The following is a 17,528-nucleotide window of genomic DNA, read 5'->3' on the forward strand; positions in this document are numbered from 1 at the left end:
TTAGACTCGGTCCTCGATCGCCCGCTGGGGCAGACGCTCTTGTTCCAGTCGCCAATTGCGATCGCGACAAATCTCAAAAGCGGCCCGCTCCGGGGCGGTCAGTTCTGCAGGCGGCTCGGTCCCCGGCGGGTGCTCCATACCGGGAATCGCCAGTGCCTGGTACTCCAGCAGAGTAGCGTCATCCATTAGCAGGCTGACGGTTTGCGGCCACTGCCGTCGCACGTTGCCCAAAATCCTCAAGCCCTCGATATCCAAATCACCAAAATACTTGATGGGTAAAGTATCGATCCAAGGAATCCGAAACAAGCGACTGACCGCATTGCCCAATCCACCCAAGGCCACCGTACGCGGCCGCATCGGCAAGGTGAGCAGGTTGATCTTGTTCTCCACAATGATCACCTGCGCGTCGTGAACCGGGAGAGCAGCGAGCGTCTTCAAGGGCAGTCCCAGTTCGCTGCCCGGGCATTGCAGTTCCCGCTGCATCTCTGGGTCGAGTACTCGCAACCACAACTGATCGTCTTTGGCGCGAAAGCCGTAGCGACTGGCAAAGTGATCATGAGCAAAATCAAAGTCGATGGCACTGGCGGGCAACACGCGGTCCAACCACTGAGCCAGCAAGCTCTCGTGCGCCTCGACCAGCTTCGTTGATATCGCCAAGGGCAACTCGCGAATAAAGCACCCAGGCAATGGATGGGCTTGCAGATATTCAACGACATCCAGCAACTGCGAAACTTCGGGGCCGAGACTGATGAGTCGTTTCCAGCCTCGCGGCAGCAGCCATGACTCCAGCAGTGGCTGGCGCGTGCGCACCTCTTGGATCGTGCGTGTCAACCGTTGGAACTCGGTCAGTTTACCGATCAATCGCAGGACATCGTCGCGCGAATCAAACCTCGCGCCGATCGCAAAACGTTGCTGACCATAGCCGCGTGAGTTGCGTTCTTCAAAGATCAAGGAGTATCCAAACCCGCGCACATCTTTCGAATGTTCGCGCAGCAACTGTTGCTCGGCAATTGCTTGACTGACCACTGGCGATGGTTTGAAGTTCCCGCGCAAACCGATGGGATACGTTTCCTGGCCAGCTATCCAAGCCGCTACCAGTTGCGGATACAAACGTTCCGCCTTGGACCGAATTTCCTCTGGTGTGATCAACTCTGTTCTACGGATTGGTGTAATTCTTCCGCGGTGATCGACAGCAACTGGCTGCGATGCGTTTGCTTGTCTTTCACTACGTGGAGGTAAGTGCCGACATACGGTTCGGTGACGCGCGCCTTGGCATCCAGCGGAGCGACGATCAGCAGTTGCAAACGAAAACGTTCGAACAGTTCGAGCGCGTACTCGGCATGCTGGTCATCACTGCGCGAGAACATCTCGTCGACCATAACAAAGTGAAAACGATCACTGCTTTCGGCATCGGGTTCCAAGTCATATTGGTATGCGATGGCCGCAACCAGCACCAAAAACGCCAGCTTGCCTTTCTCCCCACCGGACTGCCCTGTGCCGCCGTCGTAGAAACTGCGTACTTCGCCAGTCTCGGCGACCAGTTCACGAGCGGCGAAGGAAAACCAATTCCGCACATCGACCACTTTATCGCGCCAACGAACATTGTTTTCGTCGCGCAACTTGGCGACCAGTTTTTCAATTCGCACAAACGTAGCCTCGTTGGCTTCGGGCGTACCGTCAAAGGTCCCCGATAAACAGCCCGACAACTCGCGTCGAAAATCGAGGATTTCGCGATCTTGTACATCGCTGGGTTCCAGTTGCATGTAGGTGCCTGGTTTCCACTGCAACAACTTCAAGGCGACGTTTAATTGGGAAATCTTGTCGCGAATCTCCTGACGCTCCGTTTCCAAGCCGCCATGCAGCAGTCCAATTTCATGCAGCACTTTTTCATTCAGCCGTTTCTTGAAACGCTCTTCGTGCTGTGGCAGATCATCGTGCGCGATACGTGCGTGCAAGGCGACAAAGCTGGAGAGCGAAGCCACGTGCGCATCCAAGTCAGCGTGTTCATCGGGGAATTTTTTAAGAAAGCGTGTCATGGCGCTGGTGAGTTCTTTGGCCACCGGCACGAGCGAGTCTTGCAAGCGATCGAAGTTCTGACGGAGTTGTCGTTCGAAAGCTTCTGGCAAAATTGCCACATTGTCCAGGGTCAACGGCCCGCCGACTAACTCGGCTAAAGCTTCGAATTCGGTTTCAGCCGTTGCCAACCGTCCGTCGCTCTCCGCTGACTGCAGTCGTTCCTGGGCACCGACCAACCAGCGCCTACCTTGTTTCAATTCCCCTTCGCGCATCGTGCGGGTGGCGATGTGTGCGTCGCGATCCGACTTGTAGCCATCGGCCTCTTCGCGCAGCTTGGCCACCATCAATTTGAGTTGGCGGATCGTATCATCGGTTTGTTCCAACTTCTCGCGTTCCACCCGCATCTTGGCGGCTTCGCAGGCATGTCGATCGTTGTCGATAGCGTCGAAGTCATCGACCAGGTCCGTTTGTTCCAGAGCGGATAAAGCGGCAATCAAGCGCGTGACTTCGGTCTGCACTTGCTGGGCTCGCAGTTGATAATCTTCCAACTCGCGCGTGCTGAGGGCAATCGACTCGGCCAAGGCTAGGCGTTTGGCGCGGTTGTCCCAGCCCAAGACGAAGTAGCGACGATCATCGGGCGCGCTGCGGTCGTTCTTTTCGTGTCGCGTATGACCACTTTTGAAGTGGCGATTGCGCGTCATGGCTGCGCCGGTGGCCCGTTGGAACTCTTCGATAGTTTCGCACGCCTGGTAGTTGTATTTGTTCAGAATTTCGGCCCGCACCCAAGGCGTTAGTTCATGCTGGCGATACTCGAGTTTTTCGATCAGTGTCGCGCCGCGTTTGCTCTTGGTCTGCGCCGCGTCAGCGCCTTGATCGGAATCGGTCCGCGAACTGACACGCAGGTAAACCAGCCGTTGCCCTTGGCCGTAGCCATCGACCAGCCGCGTGCGGTCGACGTAGCCGGCCACTCGCGCGTAAACATCGCTCGATACCAGCAAGCTGCGAGCAAAGCCATGCAACACCTGCTCAATCGAGGCTTCCCAGTCGCGCTGGCCCTCGCCCACGCTGATCAATTCGGCCACGAAGGGCAGATCGCTGGGGGCAAGCTTCAAATCGCGACACATCTTTTCACGTAACGAGATAAACGACTCAGGTAGATTGCCTTTGCGACGTTCCAGTGCGGCAGTTTCGGCCTTGTCGTCGGCCAGTTGCTTTTGCAAGTTACCGATCTGGTACTGCAAAGCGTCGTACTTCTGTTGAACCTGGCTGCGTTCGTCGATCAATTCTCGACGCCGCTGGCCGATCACCGCTCGCACCTTGGCGAATTGTTCTGGTGAAGTGATCGGTGTGGTGATACCAGCCGCTTTGAGCTGCGATTCAAAAGTCTTGCGCCGCGATTCTTTGATGCGTGCTAACTCTTCTTGCTGAGAAATCAAACCCGGTAGAGATCGCAGCCGTTCACCGCCGGCGCTATCGATCTCCACTTCCAGCTGGGCGATCTCTTTGCGCAGTTTGTCTTGAAACTTGTCCAATCGAAGGATTTCGCCAGCCAGGTAATCGATTTGCTCCTGCCACTTGGCACACATGGGCTGCAACAAATCGACTTGTCGGCGGGCAAAGAACAATTGGGTAGCGTCGAGCCGCCGGCGGGCCAGCGTGACTTCAGCCAGGCGTGCTTCGTAGCGCTGGCCTTCGGTGACCACTGGTCGCAGCAACTCGTCCTGCTGGCGAATACGAACCAACATGCGATGCGATTCGCTCAACTCGCCGAAGTGGCGAAGTAACTGACCGACGCGCTCATTCCACGGTTTGCGTTCGAGCATGTGTTGGCGGATAAACACATCCAGCCGCTGCACATCTTTGACGGCCACGGTTTGATTGAAGATGTCCATCGCTTTGGGACGAAAGCCGGTGGCCTTTTGCAGCCACTGAAAATATTCTTTGTAACTGGTCGTCGTCTTAAAACCACGCTCGCGCAATTGCCTCGCCATGCCGCTGGAAGTGCTCAAGTCCCCCAAGTCGCTGACGATCCCGCGTTCCTGCTCGGCAAAGGCATAGATCTTCTCAACTGCATTTTCCGCATCCAAATACAGGATCTGACAAACCGTAAAGATCTTGCCTGAGCCGGCATTTTCAAAGGCGGCCAGGATAACGGTGTAGTGATTGCGACCCGTACGCAGATATTGAACTTGCGGCCGCCCACCATCGCCCAGGGTGCGATCGTAGGCCCCGCGAATGTAGGTCCGTTCGTCGCGCTCGTTTTTAGTCGCGCCTGCAGCCACGTTGTAATTGCGTGTCTGGGGACGGACCAGCAAGGTCAACAATGCATCGACCAGCGTTGATTTGCCCGATCCGTTTTCACCGATCAAGAGCGTGGTCTGCCCGCGCGGCTGCACAGAATACACAGCCGCATCGAAGGTGCCCCAGTTGTAAACCTCCAGCTTGGCCAGGCGAAACCCAGGTGGTGGAGGCGGTAGATCGTCTAACGGTAAGTCCATAGTTCGTGCTTTTTGAGTTGTCTTTCCACGGTCCTGTTTCGGAGATTGACCGACCGGATCGATTGCCAAGTGTTCGACTTACGCTTCACCAACTGCTGCCACTAAACTGCTACGCAGTCGTTCTAGATCTTCCAAAGGCAATCTGGCTTTGATGATGCGTCGCACTTCCCACGATGGTGGCTCTTGTTCAAACTGCCGAACAAACTTCAGCTCTTCGAGTTTGCGCAAAGACGCGACCAGTGTCCGATTTAAACGCACTTGATCGCTTTGATTGGGAAAGAAAGCTTGCCAGAGAGCCAACAAATCATTCTGCGAGACCACGCACCGTTCATTCTGCACGTCCTCTTCTTCGTAGACACGCAAGGCATCGCGCAGCAGCACACACAACAGCGTCGTGTCGTAACTCAGCGGCGTGCGGCGAAAGAGACGTGGTATGCCGTGGAACTCCGGTGGCATATCCTCTTCATCCAGTTGCCTCAAGTAAGCCATTCCGTCAGCCTCGTCGACAATCAATAGTAACCCGAGCTTGCCGAAGTAGTCGGTCAAGGGCGACACCGATCGCAGCAGCGTATCCCATACCTGTTGGTTGTCATCATGGTAAACCACACCTTGCAACAAGCGCACCGCCGCACTGCTCCACTCGGCCGGCTCAGTCAAATGATGCTCATAGGCCATCTCGGGCCGCAAGGCATTGTGCACGCTGCTCGTTGTGCCGTCGCTCTGTGTGCCGTCGCTCTGTGTGCCGTCGCTCTGTGTGCCGTCGCTCTGTGTGCCGTCGCTCGTTGTGCCGTCGCTCTGTGTGCCGTCGCTCTGTGTGCCGTCGCTGGGCGATTGGTTGGATTCACGGTTGACGTCAAAACCGGTGTCGTTATCGGGCTCAGAGAAATCGTTCATCGGGGTTTGCGCCCACTCTCGCTGGATAGTGCTTTTGGCAGGAATGTGACAAGTGGAATTTGCACGCTCAGGGAATCTCCATCGGGCTGCGTGCTCTGTTCAGCCTCGTCACTACTGCGGACTGGTGTAGTTGCTTTTATCTGGATCGTTTCGCGCAGCGCGTTTTCAATTCTGTGACCATCGTCGTGCGCGATCTGCAAATAACCCAGCAGTTCGACAACGCCGCCTTGGATCGGATACTCGGTAGCCAGGTCGGCCAGCGTGCGGCTATGACCTTGACTGGTCAGGTCGCGAATCGCGCGTCGCAAGCGACGGAAATCCAGTCGCTGCATGCGGGCGAAGGCCGAAGCGATCGCCGCGGCTTGATTTTGATCGAACTGATGCAAGACGATCTCTTCGCTGGTGAAACTCTGGGCCGGGGTCCAAAAGGTCCGCGTCAGTGGCGAAACGATATCTGCATCCGTCTCGATCGCGAGTTGAATATTTTGAGTCTTGTCTGGATCGCCACCCAGCTTCAGCGTTGCTTGCCGAATATCGCGCAAGACGTTGGCCAAACGCACGCGGTGCGCCGCCGCCCGCGCATCCAGCAAGCGTCGCAGGGTCGCCGACAGCCGCGCAGTGGTGCGCATGACTTTCTCTGCTTCGGCCAACAACGCAGGCACCATCCGCCGCACCCGCGAGAGCGACTCGTGTTGATCGGCTAGCGCCGCCAGTTGCTGAATCTCGGAAATGTTCTTGAGCAGTTGAGCTTGTTGACCTGGCGAAAACAAGAACGCTACGAAGGCATAGAAGCTGATGCCCTCGTCCTGAGTCTTGAGCATGTCTTCGGCATCAAGTGCGTAACCCAAGATGCCACCACGCGAGTCGTTACCTTGGGCTTGCAGTTGCTGCACTTCGCGGGCGATCGCTTGAAAGCGTTCTTCAACGGCTCGAAAATCCGACTGCAAGGCCTTCAACAAGTCGACAGCAGTTTGAAATCGCTCGCGTATCTGGGCCGGGCGATACGTTTGCACGCTCTTGCCGGATTCAATCGCCGCAATCTCCGCATCGATGCTCGCTCGCTGGGCTCGCAGATACTCCAACCGTCGATCGGGATCTGCCGATGCGCCGCGGACGATATCTTCCAGAGTCTCGATCACCAGTCGCAGCCGGCTTTCGGTGCCGACCATGTTGGAACCACGCGATACGGCTGAATCGACAAAACGAATCGCTTCTTCGGCATGCCGCGTCAATTGAAATTGTGGCTCGGTCGAGGCCGATTCCAAGAAACGCTGTAACCAACCGGCATCGGCCCACTGAGTCAGATAACGCTCCGGGGGGCCGATCAGCAGCGCCGGATCGGCTTCGTGCAGTTCGTCTTGGTAGATCGCCAACCGCGCCCGCAGATCGGACTGGCCGACTGAAATCAGTTCCCCGGATTTGAAAGTGCGATTGAGAAAGTCGATAACCAGAGGCGCTAGATCGCTGCGCAATAGCCGAGCGGTTGGCGAAGCCTCAAAAAAGGCTCGCAAACTTTCGCGACGCATCGAACTGAGGAACTGGCTTTCGTGCATAAAGGCTGCAAATCCTAAAGCTCTATGGTGACACGTTTGGTCCCACAGACAAGTCAAAACGCGAGATTACCCCCCTATTTGCCACAAAAGCCACCGATTCAGCTTACCTGGAAGGCAAACTCACTTGGTTTTCCGTGTTTTTTGCTAGCGTTTGCTTAGTTATGTTCTAGGGTCCAAAGTGGCCCAAAGTGTCTTCTATTTGGTTAGCCTCGGTTGCGCGACGGTTGACCAGGCATTGAAGCGGACACTTGCGTGCCCCAGCCCGAGATTAAATGCATTATGAACCAGATTGCCAACCCGACCACCCAGCGCACGCTGCAAGCAGCGGGTGATCGCTTTTTGACTGGCTTGAGCGTGATGTTGGTGGCCAACGTGCTCCAACGCATGGTTGGGCTGCTGCGCAATTTGGGTTTCTGTCATTTTCTGAGCGACGCGGAGTTGGGGCATTGGTCGCTAGCCAATAGCTTCTTTGTCATCGCCGCGCCGATTGCCGTCTTGGGTCTGCCCGGTTCGTTTGGCAAGTTCGTCGAGATCTTTCGACGTCAGGGGGCCCTGGGCACTTATTTGCGCTCACTAACGATTGCCAGTGCTTGTGGACTGGTCGGCGTATCAATAGTGATGGCGGCCATGCCTGAAAGATTTGCCTGGCTCGTGTTCAACGATGTCCATGCAGCTCAGCAGATCAGTTGGCTGATATCGACTCTCGCAGCCGTTACGATCTTCAACTTTGTCAACGAGCTGATGTCGGCTCTCCGGCAAGTGCGCGTGGTGAGCTCGATGCAGTTCATCAATAGCCTGGCCTTCGCGGTGCTGGGGACCCTAGGGCTAGTGTGGGTGCAATCGTGGACGATCCTACTGCCGGCCTATACGCTCTCGTGCACCATCGCGTTGCTGCCAGGTTTATGGGTGCTGCGAACCGTTCATTCCCATGAGTTACGGGGTCTCTCTTCGACACCTGGGATGTGGCAACGCGTCGTTCCGTTTGCCGTAGCACTGTGGTGCATGAACCTGCTGACCAACTTGTTTGATGTTTGCGATCGAGCACTGCTGTTGCACTTGACCAGCGATATGCAATTGGGCCAAGCGCTCATCGGACAATATCACTGCGGTCGCTTAATTCCCAGCCTATTGATTTCCGTCGCAGCTTTGCTCAGCGGCATTGTGCTTCCGTACTTGAGTGCGGATTATGAAAGCGGTCATCGTGAACAGATGGCTAAACGCATGCGTCAAGTGTTGCAGAGCGTGGCTGTGCTGTTCGGTGTGTGCTCTGCGATCGCCGTAATTGGTTCGCCAGTTATGTTCGATTGGATGCTAGGCGGCCGTTACGAAGAAGCTCAACGCATCTTGCCCGTGGCCTTGGTACAGTGCATTTGGATGAGCCTGTTCTTGCTGGCACAGACCTATTTGTTTTGCGTCGAAAAGGGCAAGCAAGTAGCGATCATTCTGGTCATCGGCCTGGTGCTCAATGCGGCTCTGAACTATCCATTGATCGCGTGGTGGAGCCTGCATGGGTCGGTCATGGCGACCACCATCGCCAGCGGCGTTATCCTGGCCGGCGTCCTGTGGCGCATCAGTCGCGAAGGCACAGCGCTCGGTTGGCCTACCATCGCCATGTGCTTCACCCCTGTCCTGCTATTGGTCCACGCATAAGCCCGTAGCGGAACGCATCCAGCGTTTCGAATCCGTAGCCGAACGCGTCAAGCGTTTCGAATCCATAGCCGAACTTAATTCTGCTGCAAACACGTCCACTTCGGTAACGAGCCCCCTCCCGGAGCCTAGCTTAACGCTGGCTCCGACCTCCCCCAAGCAAAGCTTGGGAGAGGTGACATACAGCCCTTCGTACAACTGACTTTCTCGAAAGCCTTGACGGCTTCCGCTACGAAGGATGACGAAAGCCTTGACGGCTTCCGCTACGAAAAATGCTTAGTTCGGCTCGGCGGGGGCAGGGGATTCTTTTGGACGCAGCAGCCCGCGGAGAGCATCGCGAATGGGGCGTTTGGGGGGACCGTCGCCTGCAGCTTCCTTTTCTTGACGGCGCTCGCGCAACTGCTGGATGACATCAACTGCCGCCCCGATCGCCTGGTCCGCTTTGCCATCGGCCAAGCCTTCTAGCGCGCCTACCACTTGAGCGGCGGCTGGCGCTTCATCGCCTAATGCCTGGCGAATCGAACCAAGTAATGCAGCTGCATCACCGCGCATGGCTGTCCAATTGATGTTGGGGTCGTCCAGGGTCCCAGTGATTGGTAAGCGCAGCGTGGGCACGCCCAGTTTCTGAACTTCTTCACGCCGCGCTAATTGTTCGATGGGTACTGGAATATTGACCAGCAAATCGAGCGATTTGTCCTCCAGTCCCACCGAACCGCTGGTCGCAATCTGAAAACGGCTATCCATCTTCGGCAAACCAAACTGCAGCCCGTCGTGCGTTACTCGCCCCTCGGCCAGGCTCAGGTTGATCACCGAACCATCGACAAAGATCAGTTCATGGACCGGCTCCTTTTGCCGCAAGCGTCCTACGAAATCGATCATACCAATAATCGCCGGATGGTTCGGACCGCTGCGAACTTGATGCAGAGTTAATTGCATACTGCCGCTGGTCAACTTGGGAGTGGCCAGCGGCACTTCGATCTTGCCAATAGCCAGCGACACGTTGCCATCGAACCACGCGGACTTGGCCAGTAGTGGCACGGCATGCCCCAAACCTAAATCGATTAGGTCTTTGGTGATCTTGACCTGGTTGAGCACTTGCGTTGGTTGGATGACCAGGCGAGCCGGCGCATCGGGCGAGGCGGCTTGATAACTGGCCTCCAGGTCAAACGCCGGTACAACCACCAGTGGGTCGGCTCCCGAACTCTGCAGGACCTTGGCCACCACACTGCGCACGATAACGTCCACATCGATTGCCAATGGAGACTTGTCACGCCGGCGCGGATTCTGTCGCGTGCGCTCGATCGCCTGCGCCAGTCGATCCAGATTGGTACCATCCTTCAGCAGTTCCACCGAGGCCACTGGCTCGATGATTTCGATGCGTCCAAGTTTGCGACCGCCGATCAAGTATCCAAACAAACTGCGATCGGTCTTCACATGGCGAATCTGCAACAGAGGTGGACCGCCATTGGTCTCGCTCAGCCCAATGCCACTGAGTTGCAGTGGCGTAAACCATCGCAGACGTACGCTGTCGATCGTCAGTCGAAAATCATCGGCAGCCAATTGATCGATCAGCGGCTGATAGATCCAGCGCGAGCCCACGATCGTCGGCAGAAATCCAATCACCACCAACAGCAAAACGACTATCCCCAACAGCCAACGTCCAAGCCGAACCTTGCGCTTCGTCAAAGAAGTCTTCGGTGTTTCGCTCACATTCGGGCTATGTTGTGGCATAGGCTTCCAGCCTGTGTGGTGTGTAGTGTGGCATAGGCTTCCAGCCTGTGTATTGTGTAATGTGGCACAGGCTTCCAGCCTGTGTAACAGAAATACTGCAGACACAGGCTAGAAGCCTATGCTACACGCCAATCAATTCACTCAGCAGCAAACTGTTGAAGGTCTTCTAAATTTACAAACTCCAGCACCGACATATGCGTGGCATTCAAGTTCACGCGTGGAGCCATATTGGCTTCGAAGGCTTCTTTCCAGCGCAGCACGCACAGGCACCAGCGGTCGCCCGCTTTCAAGCCTGGAAACTCGTACATCTCGTTGGGAGTGCTCAGATCGTTGCCACGAGATTTGGAGAAGGCCAAGAACTCATCGGTCATCTCAGCACAGACGGTGTGCAAGCCCAGGTCATCGGCCCCAGTATTGCAGCAGCCATCGCGATAGAATCCAGTCACGGGATCCAGACTGCAGGTTTCAAGTTCGGTACCTAAAACGTTTTTTGCTCGACGCATATTGTTGGTGATTCCGGATAACGCTGGCTCGAGCGTCAAGCTCGGCGAGTATTTCAAACGAAGAGAAGAATTCTGAAACGGGCCCAGCCACATTATACCGCATCGAAATCACCCCAAGTAGCCGAGTCTCTCTGAGACTCCCAGCATCCACCGCATTATCCTATGCACTGAACGTTTTCAACGGCTCAGAGAGACGCTGCTACGTATCACGTAGCCGAGTCTCTCCGAGACTCGCAGCATCCACCGTATTATCCTATGCACTGAACGTTTTCAGCGTCTCGGAGAGACGCTGCTACGTATCACGTAGCCGAGTCTCTCCGAGACTCGCAGCATCCACCGTATTATCCTATGCGCTGAAGGTTTTCAGCGTCTCGGAGAGACGCTGCTACGTGAGACGCTGCTACGTGAGATGCACTTACTTTATATGTAAAGTAGTTGCGATTCAGTTCTTTTTGTCGCTCGGCGGTTTGTTGTATCGAATGCTAAAGATCGCATCCGGTTCATTACTAAACTGAAGTTTTACCTTTTGAAAGTCGACTTTGCGAGCCTGGCCGACCCCGGTTTCTCCGAAGCTGCGAGGACTGGGGCGGGCGTCCAGTGGCCAATGAAACCCTGGTCCCCAGGCTCTGCCTGGGAGCCCACTGCCCCGCAGGCTCCGCCTGCGCGTCTGATAGGGAGTGGTGCCGCTAAAGCACCGGAGGCGGAGCCTCCAAGGCAGTGCGTACCCAGGCAGAGCCGGGGTGCGAGTCGGCGTTAGTCATTGCCCAGCGTGATGTCGATGCGCGAGTAAGGATGCTTGGCCTTGTTCAGCGCATAAAACTCCAGGCCCAGCTGGCGAGAGCGAAACTCGTAGATAGTTGTTCGTGAATATGCCGTGGTTTCAAAGGCACGCGGGAAGAAGACCTCGAACAAAAAGTAAGGCATGGCAATTCCAATGCAGATCGCTACGACAGCCAGTTTGCGCGTCGTGGGGTTCCAATCGCGAAAGTAAGGCATGACCACCACCACAGCAATCCCCAAGATCGTCCAGCAAAGAATTGTCCGCCCCCAGCGCTGCAAATAAAACCTCATCCTGCATTTGGGGCAAAGTGGAAAAGCAACTCGCGACCAGCCAAAGAGCAACATGAAAGGCGCGAACAAAGTCACCAGCGGATTTTGCGAATGCTGAACGATCTTCGCAGTGGCATTGGTTTGCTCCTCACAAACAACACAGCATTCTGGAAAAACCGGCACTACACTGCGAGGCAGCGTTACATCGGTGGACGACCGCATGGCTGAGCGCCTATCGGCAAAGGTTGGATTATCATAAAGAAGTCCTGGCACATTATGGCATCGCTACTTGGAAGGAGTGTGAAGGTGTGGGATCGCCTTTTGCGGAGCAAAAGGAGACGTTGGTCAGAGCGGCGCGAATTCGAGGTCGAATGTTTCGGCGACGGCGGCGTTGGTAATGCGACCACCCATAATGTTGGCGGCAGTGGTCAAGGGTTTGGATTGTCGCACGGCTTCTTCGATGCCGTGTTTGGCCAACTGCAAGACCCACGGCAAGGTGACGTTGCACAGGGCAAACGTGCTGGTACGGCCTACGGCACCGGGCATGTTGGTCACGCAGTAGTGCAAGACATCATCGACCATGTAAGTTGGATTGAGGTGCGTGGTAGGTTTGCTGGTTTCAACACACCCGCCTTGATCGATAGCGACGTCGATGATCACCGAGCCCGGCTTCATCAGCAATAGATCTTCCTTGCGAATCAAATAGGGAGCCTTGGCACCGGGGATCAAGATGGCTCCGATCACCAGGTCAGCCAGTTTCAATTGATCGCGAATCGTATGGCGATCGCTGAAGAGTGCATTGACGTTGGGTGGCATGACGTCGTCCAGGTAGCGTAAGCGATCGAGGTTCACATCCAGGATCGCCACGTCGGCTTGGAAACCAGCGGCGATGCGGGCCGCGTTGGCGCCGACGACTCCGCCGCCGAGGATCGTAATGTGCGCAGGGGCAACGCCCGGCACACCACCTAGTAGAATTCCGCGACCCTGTTGCGGCCGTTCGAGATATTTGGCGCCTTCTTGAATGCTCATGCGCCCGGCTACTTCGCTCATCGGTGTCAGCAGCGGTAAACGACCTTGGGCATCGGACAAAGTTTCATACGCCAGGCAGTTCGCGCCGGAGTTGACCATGGCTTCGGTCAGTTCGCGACTGGCAGCAAAATGAAAATAAGTGAATAGAGTTTGACCGGAGCGTAGCAGCAAAAACTCTTCGGGCTGCGGCTCTTTGACTTTGACCACCAAATCCGAAGTGCGATAGACGTCTTCCAAGCTGGCCACTAACTTGGCACCGGCATGCAAGTAGGCATGATCGGCGATGCCCGAGCCTAACCCCGCACCGGCTTGAACTAAAACCTTGTGTCCGCGCGAGGTGAGTTCTTCAACACCCACGGGCAACATGGCTACGCGATATTCGTCCTGCTTGATCTCTCGGGGTACGCCAACGATCACACATCACCTCGGATTGTTAACCGACATTGACCACTTCGTGAGCAGTCGATACTGAAGTATTGGATGCCGCGCCCGCTGACGATTGATGAGGAGGACCGATCGGTGGTTCCGCAGGTGGATCGACTCGGACAACTTCGCCTTGCAGGAGTTCACATAGTTTACTAACCAGCGGGTGTTCGGCTAGTTGCCGCATACGCTGCGAGCGCGCTACCGAAGAAGAAACGGGTAGCTCGGTGGTGGTCCGAGTTGCCTGGCCCGGTTGAACTCGAAAGTTGATCTTGAGGGTTTGCCCCGTTAGCGGTACCAGAGCGGCTTGCATCACCTCTTTGCGAGTCGGGCCTTCGCAGTAGTCGACCGTCTTGCCACTGCCGGGTGGAAAAACCACCGTCCATTCATTTTGCCCAGAAATTTCCACCGCCACTGCCCGCAGTGCAAAATCGGCCAGCATGCCTTCGGTTGTTCCGGCCGCTTGCCTCCACTGCTGGAGCGCCGTTTGAGCTTGCGGCGATGAGGCTATGGAACTGCTGACGCTGCTGGAGACTTGCGCTTCCTTAGTCTCGCTGGTCCCGCTAACAAAGGTTGAAACCAGAGGGGCCGCTTGAATCTGAATCGTCGATGCCACCGCCGGCGGTCGGGAGGACACCGCTGCGTTCGTCGCCGGAGTAGGAGTAGGAGTAGGAGTAGGAGTAGGAGTAGGAGTAGGAGGTCGAGTGGATTTGAGCTGGCTCAGGTCTAGCCCTTCAACGTTTTTTTTTTCGCTGCTCGCGGGAGCAGCGGCTGGGCTAGCGGTTGTCGCTGGGGCGGCTGTAGCTCTGGCTTGGGACGCAGCTGCCGGAGTGGCGGGTGCTGAGGGCAAAGGGCCGCCGTGCTGAACCGCTTCGATGATCTTGGCGATCATGGCCAGGTCTTGCAATTGCGAAATCTGGATCAACGCCACTTCGAACAGCGCTTGCGATTGCACGCTGACGCGCATGCGGACCAGCGATTCATCCAACAGCTGAACCGCCGCCAGAATCGTTTGCAGGCCCCAACGGTCGGCCAAGGTTTTCAGCGCATCGAAGCCAGTTGGATTACAAACCTTCAGCAGGTCGGCGCTACCGCCCACCGCTACGGCCATCAAATCTCGCAGGTAGCCGAGCATTTGTTCGGCGAATTGGCCAGCATCGGTACCGTCGTTGATGGCTTTGTTGACGATCGTCAAGGCAGCAACGCCATCGCGATTGACGAGGGCTTCAGCCAGTTCGCGCAGGCGAGTTTCATCGGCTGTGCCCAAGAGTGCGTGCACTTGTTCCACCGTAATCACGCCGGTGGAAAAGCTCATCACTTGTTCGAGCAGCGATTGGCTATCGCGCATCGAACCAGCGGCTCGACGCGCAATCAGTGCCAGCGCATCGTCCTGAGCTTCGAACCCTTCGGCCTGGCAGATTTCGATCAAGCGTTGCTTGATGGCGTCGGGTCGAACTGGGGCAAAGTCGAAGCGTTGGCAGCGGGACAGGACGGTGATCGGAACTTTTTCGGGGTCGGTCGTACAGAAGATGAACTTGACATGCTCAGGTGGTTCTTCCAGCGTCTTTAGCAGAGCATTGAAGGCCTGGTTGGTCAGCATGTGCACTTCATCGATGATGTAGATCTTGTAGCGTGAGCGGCTGGGACGCACACTGACGTTGGCTCGCAGTTGCCGGATCTCGTCGATACCACGATTGCTGGCCGCGTCGATTTCGATGACGTCGACATCTTCGCCGGTATCGATGGCCGTTGAGTCATAATCATTAACTGGATCGGCAGTGGGGCCGCCGGGCGCATTGAGGGCTTTGGCAAAGATACGGGCTGAAGATGTCTTGCCGACTCCGCGGGCTCCGGTAAACAGGTACGCGTGCCCGACGCGACCGGTGGCAATGGCTTTTCCTAACGCCTGGGCAATATGCTCTTGGCCGACCAGTTCTTGAAAGGACTTGGGTCGGTAGCGGCGGGCGACGACAGTGTAGGTCGCCGGATCATCGGCCCCGTGGTTCGGCTTGGGTGTGTTTACGTCAGGCATACGGTTATGATTGGTCGGTAGGTCGATTTCACGTTTTGTGCCCCGCTCGGGGGTTTGTGGATCGAGCATTGTACCAAATTCAGGACCACTTCAATGGACACCGGACCACGGCCCGCAGAGACTCACGGTAGCTCGACGCGATTTGCGCGCGGCGTGTTACTGGCGTTGAGCATCCTTATGATTGGGGCCGGGCTGTTTATTCGCTTTGGTTCTTCGATGGAGTCGGGCAGTCGCGAGTTTTCTTCCGGTACCTTGATTAAAGTCGGGATCGTCCTGGTGCTGGGGTGGTTGGCTGCGCCCCAGTTGGAGCGGTTGGGCTGGCAGCGGTTGCGGGGTACCGGTTTAGCTATCATGTTGGTCATTGGTGGACTGACTGCAGTGCGTCCGCGGCTGGGTGCCATTGCGGCGGGTTTAGCGATTGGGGGCTTGGTAGTGCTGAGCCTGTTGGGTTGGGTGAGAGGCGTCATCTTTAACGCGCCTGATACAGCCGTTACTGGCGAGAAGAGCCGCAAAATCGAAAAAAACCCTACCAGGCGCTAAGGGGATTTGCCGAAATTTACCTCCGGACAGACTTGCAGTCCAATTGCGCTCAAGGGGGGAATCTTGGCGTAAGCGGATGCGGGCGCTGCTCTACGGTCGTATTCAGGCCGGCACATCGTGCCTGCATGTTTCTCCGTAGATCGTGTGCGCCGGCGTTCCGTGGCTACAGTACCCTCCCGTTGATTCGCAACCAACGGTTTAAAAGTTTCGTATTTGCGGCAACGGCCGCCGCACGATGCCATTTCCCGCACGCAGAACTGCGGGCCGAGCGACTGGTGCTTGAACTATTTCGATCTTCTCCGAGGCTAAGCCTGCGGAGCGATCGAGCCCGAGCACTTGTCCGTTCGTCTCGCAAGGCTGCACGAATGTGGCTAGACGTAAAAGAACGTAGGAGGGTTCCCATGCGAAAATTCTTGTTTGGCGTGGTGATCGCGACGGTTGCAGCAGCCATGCCCACTTGGGCTTTGGGCGGTGACCGTGAGATCGCCGAAAGCATTATGTCTCAACTCCAGCAAGCCAAGGCTCAAGGCAAACTGAAAGGCTTTGATCTCGACCTGAAGGTCGAATCGGGCGTCGTTTACCTGAGCGGCAATGTGCGCAGCAACGCTCAGCACGATCTAGTGCTCGGCGCCGTTGAACGCACAGCCGGTGTGGCTGAGCTAGTTGATGATCTAGAAGTCACTGGCCACACGGCCAAGAGCTTCAACACCAATGCAGTTGTACCTGCATCGGCGGACGAAGAAGTTGGCTTAGGCGCAGCCGACGTAACCATTACCGATGCGATCATCAGCAAGCTGCAAGCTCAGAAGCAAGCTGGCTCGTTGCGTGGTTTCGATCTGGATGTGACCACCACCAATGGCGATGTCGCCCTGCGTGGTCGAGTCAATTCGCCAGAACAAAAAGCGTTGGTGCTGGACATTGCACGCCGCGTTAAAGGCGTTCGCAAAGTGATCGACGATGTGTCGGTAGGCTCGGCAGTTCGTCAAGCCTCGACCTCGGCTCCTGGTGGACTGCAACCAGTTCCCCAATCGAGCATGCCAGTCGTGGGCAACGGCATTCCTCACCCCATGGCTCCTTCGATGGTAGTCAATCACGGTGAAATGGGCGGCAACCCAAGCGGCATGCCCGTCGCTATGAATGCCGGTGGCGTGCCTTATGGTCAAGGCGCACCACGCTACGATCAACCTTACATGCCTAACTATGCCTGGCCTAGCTATGCAGCTTACCCGAACTATGCCGCTGTGACCTATCCGAAGCAATACAGCCCTTCGGCTTGGCCCTACATCGGACCGTTCTATCCGTATCCTCAAGTTCCACTGGGATGGCGCAAAGTCGCCCTGGAATGGGATGACGGCCTGTGGTACCTCGACTTTACCAGCAAGTAACAAAGACGAAGTCCAACGAAACTTGAGTGTGGGCTGACCCTCCACACCCATTGCAAGAAAAGGGCTCGTACCGCAAGGTGCGAGCCTTTTTTCGTTTCTCTGTCACCTCTCCAAGCGCAGCTTGGGGAGGTCGAATCGAGCCTTAGCGAGATTCGGGAGGGGGGCTTGGCAGTAGCCGATCTCGCCAGAGATTGGATGTCGATGGGTGACGCGTCCAAAGTCTGGCG

The 17,528-nt window shown here is 56.3% G+C and carries 12 protein-coding genes; 3 read left to right on the forward strand and 9 right to left on the reverse strand.

The genetic code is table 11. The features are described from left to right. The 4 genes from SH573x_RS21575 to SH573x_RS21590 form a co-directional block, all read right to left on the reverse strand. Positions 1–1,149 (reverse strand): Wadjet anti-phage system protein JetD domain-containing protein, encoded by a 1,149-nt coding sequence (locus SH573x_RS21575; RefSeq protein ID WP_479349852.1) that lies wholly within the window; start codon positions 1,147–1,149, stop codon positions 1–3. Beyond that, positions 1,146–4,514 (reverse strand): ATP-binding protein, encoded by a 3,369-nt coding sequence (locus SH573x_RS21580; RefSeq protein ID WP_479349853.1) that lies wholly within the window; start codon positions 4,512–4,514, stop codon positions 1,146–1,148. The genes SH573x_RS21575 and SH573x_RS21580 overlap by 4 nt, the downstream gene beginning before the upstream one ends. 78 nt (positions 4,515–4,592) lie before the next feature. After that, positions 4,593–5,408 (reverse strand): DUF4194 domain-containing protein, encoded by an 816-nt coding sequence (locus SH573x_RS21585; protein ID WP_479349854.1) that lies wholly within the window; start codon positions 5,406–5,408, stop codon positions 4,593–4,595. Further along, positions 5,405–6,961: a DUF3375 domain-containing protein gene (locus SH573x_RS21590; protein ID WP_479349855.1), complete on the reverse strand. Its 1,557-nt coding sequence runs from the start codon at positions 6,959–6,961 to the stop codon at positions 5,405–5,407. The genes SH573x_RS21585 and SH573x_RS21590 overlap by 4 nt, the downstream gene beginning before the upstream one ends. Before the next feature lie 279 nt (positions 6,962–7,240). Between SH573x_RS21590 and SH573x_RS21595 the strand changes: the two genes are divergently transcribed. Then, positions 7,241–8,611 (forward strand): lipopolysaccharide biosynthesis protein, encoded by a 1,371-nt coding sequence (locus tag SH573x_RS21595; RefSeq protein WP_479349856.1) that lies wholly within the window; start codon positions 7,241–7,243, stop codon positions 8,609–8,611. A gap of 273 nt (positions 8,612–8,884) precedes the next feature. On the opposite strand, the gene SH573x_RS21600 is transcribed toward SH573x_RS21595, so the two are convergent. The 5 genes from SH573x_RS21600 to dnaX all read right to left on the reverse strand — a co-directional run bounded on the left by SH573x_RS21600 (position 8,885) and on the right by dnaX (position 15,445). Beyond that, positions 8,885–10,339: a hypothetical protein gene (locus tag SH573x_RS21600; protein ID WP_479349857.1), complete on the reverse strand. Its 1,455-nt coding sequence runs from the start codon at positions 10,337–10,339 to the stop codon at positions 8,885–8,887. A 137-nt stretch (positions 10,340–10,476) separates the two neighbouring features. Further along, on the reverse strand, positions 10,477–10,842 hold the full coding sequence (locus SH573x_RS21605; protein WP_479349858.1) for a DUF2237 family protein: 366 nt from the start codon (positions 10,840–10,842) through the stop codon (positions 10,477–10,479). A gap of 753 nt (positions 10,843–11,595) precedes the next feature. Next, a complete protein-coding gene (locus SH573x_RS21610) occupies positions 11,596–11,913 on the reverse strand; it encodes a hypothetical protein (protein ID WP_479349859.1) in 318 nt (105 codons plus the stop codon). Between the two features lie 324 nt (positions 11,914–12,237). Beyond that, entirely contained in the window at positions 12,238–13,338 is a 1,101-nt protein-coding gene (ald, locus tag SH573x_RS21615) for an alanine dehydrogenase (protein WP_479349860.1), read from the reverse strand. 16 nt (positions 13,339–13,354) lie between these two features. After that, positions 13,355–15,445 carry a DNA polymerase III subunit gamma/tau gene (gene dnaX / locus SH573x_RS21620; RefSeq protein WP_479349862.1) on the reverse strand — a complete coding sequence of 697 codons (2,091 nt, stop codon included), beginning with the start codon at positions 15,443–15,445 and terminating at the stop codon, positions 13,355–13,357. Between the two features lie 24 nt (positions 15,446–15,469). On the opposite strand from dnaX, the gene SH573x_RS21625 reads away from it, so the two are divergent. Then, positions 15,470–15,916, forward strand: coding sequence for a hypothetical protein (locus SH573x_RS21625; protein WP_479349863.1), 447 nt, complete (start codon positions 15,470–15,472; stop codon positions 15,914–15,916). A 401-nt stretch (positions 15,917–16,317) separates the two neighbouring features. Then, positions 16,318–17,301, forward strand: coding sequence for a BON domain-containing protein (locus tag SH573x_RS21630; RefSeq protein WP_479349864.1), 984 nt, complete (start codon positions 16,318–16,320; stop codon positions 17,299–17,301). The last annotated feature ends 227 nt before the right edge of the window (positions 17,302–17,528 follow it).

The sequence above is a fragment of the Rania fehmarnensis genome, from assembly GCF_056494185.1.

What these genes read in the sequence shown, in the direction of transcription:
- SH573x_RS21580 (WP_479349853.1), bottom strand. Translation starts at nt 4,514, where the DNA reads ATGGACTTACCGTTAGACGATCTACCGCCTCCACCACCTGGGTTTCGC.
- SH573x_RS21585 (WP_479349854.1), bottom strand. Translation starts at nt 5,408, where the DNA reads ATGAACGATTTCTCTGAGCCCGATAACGACACCGGTTTTGACGTCAAC.
- SH573x_RS21590 (WP_479349855.1), bottom strand. Translation starts at nt 6,961, where the DNA reads ATGCACGAAAGCCAGTTCCTCAGTTCGATGCGTCGCGAAAGTTTGCGA.
- SH573x_RS21595 (WP_479349856.1), top strand. Translation starts at nt 7,241, where the DNA reads ATGAACCAGATTGCCAACCCGACCACCCAGCGCACGCTGCAAGCAGCG.
- SH573x_RS21600 (WP_479349857.1), bottom strand. Translation starts at nt 10,339, where the DNA reads ATGCCACAACATAGCCCGAATGTGAGCGAAACACCGAAGACTTCTTTG.
- SH573x_RS21605 (WP_479349858.1), bottom strand. Translation starts at nt 10,842, where the DNA reads ATGCGTCGAGCAAAAAACGTTTTAGGTACCGAACTTGAAACCTGCAGT.
- SH573x_RS21610 (WP_479349859.1), bottom strand. Translation starts at nt 11,913, where the DNA reads ATGAGGTTTTATTTGCAGCGCTGGGGGCGGACAATTCTTTGCTGGACG.
- dnaX (WP_479349862.1), bottom strand. Translation starts at nt 15,445, where the DNA reads ATGCTCGATCCACAAACCCCCGAGCGGGGCACAAAACGTGAAATCGAC.
- SH573x_RS21625 (WP_479349863.1), top strand. Translation starts at nt 15,470, where the DNA reads ATGGACACCGGACCACGGCCCGCAGAGACTCACGGTAGCTCGACGCGA.
- SH573x_RS21630 (WP_479349864.1), top strand. Translation starts at nt 16,318, where the DNA reads ATGCGAAAATTCTTGTTTGGCGTGGTGATCGCGACGGTTGCAGCAGCC.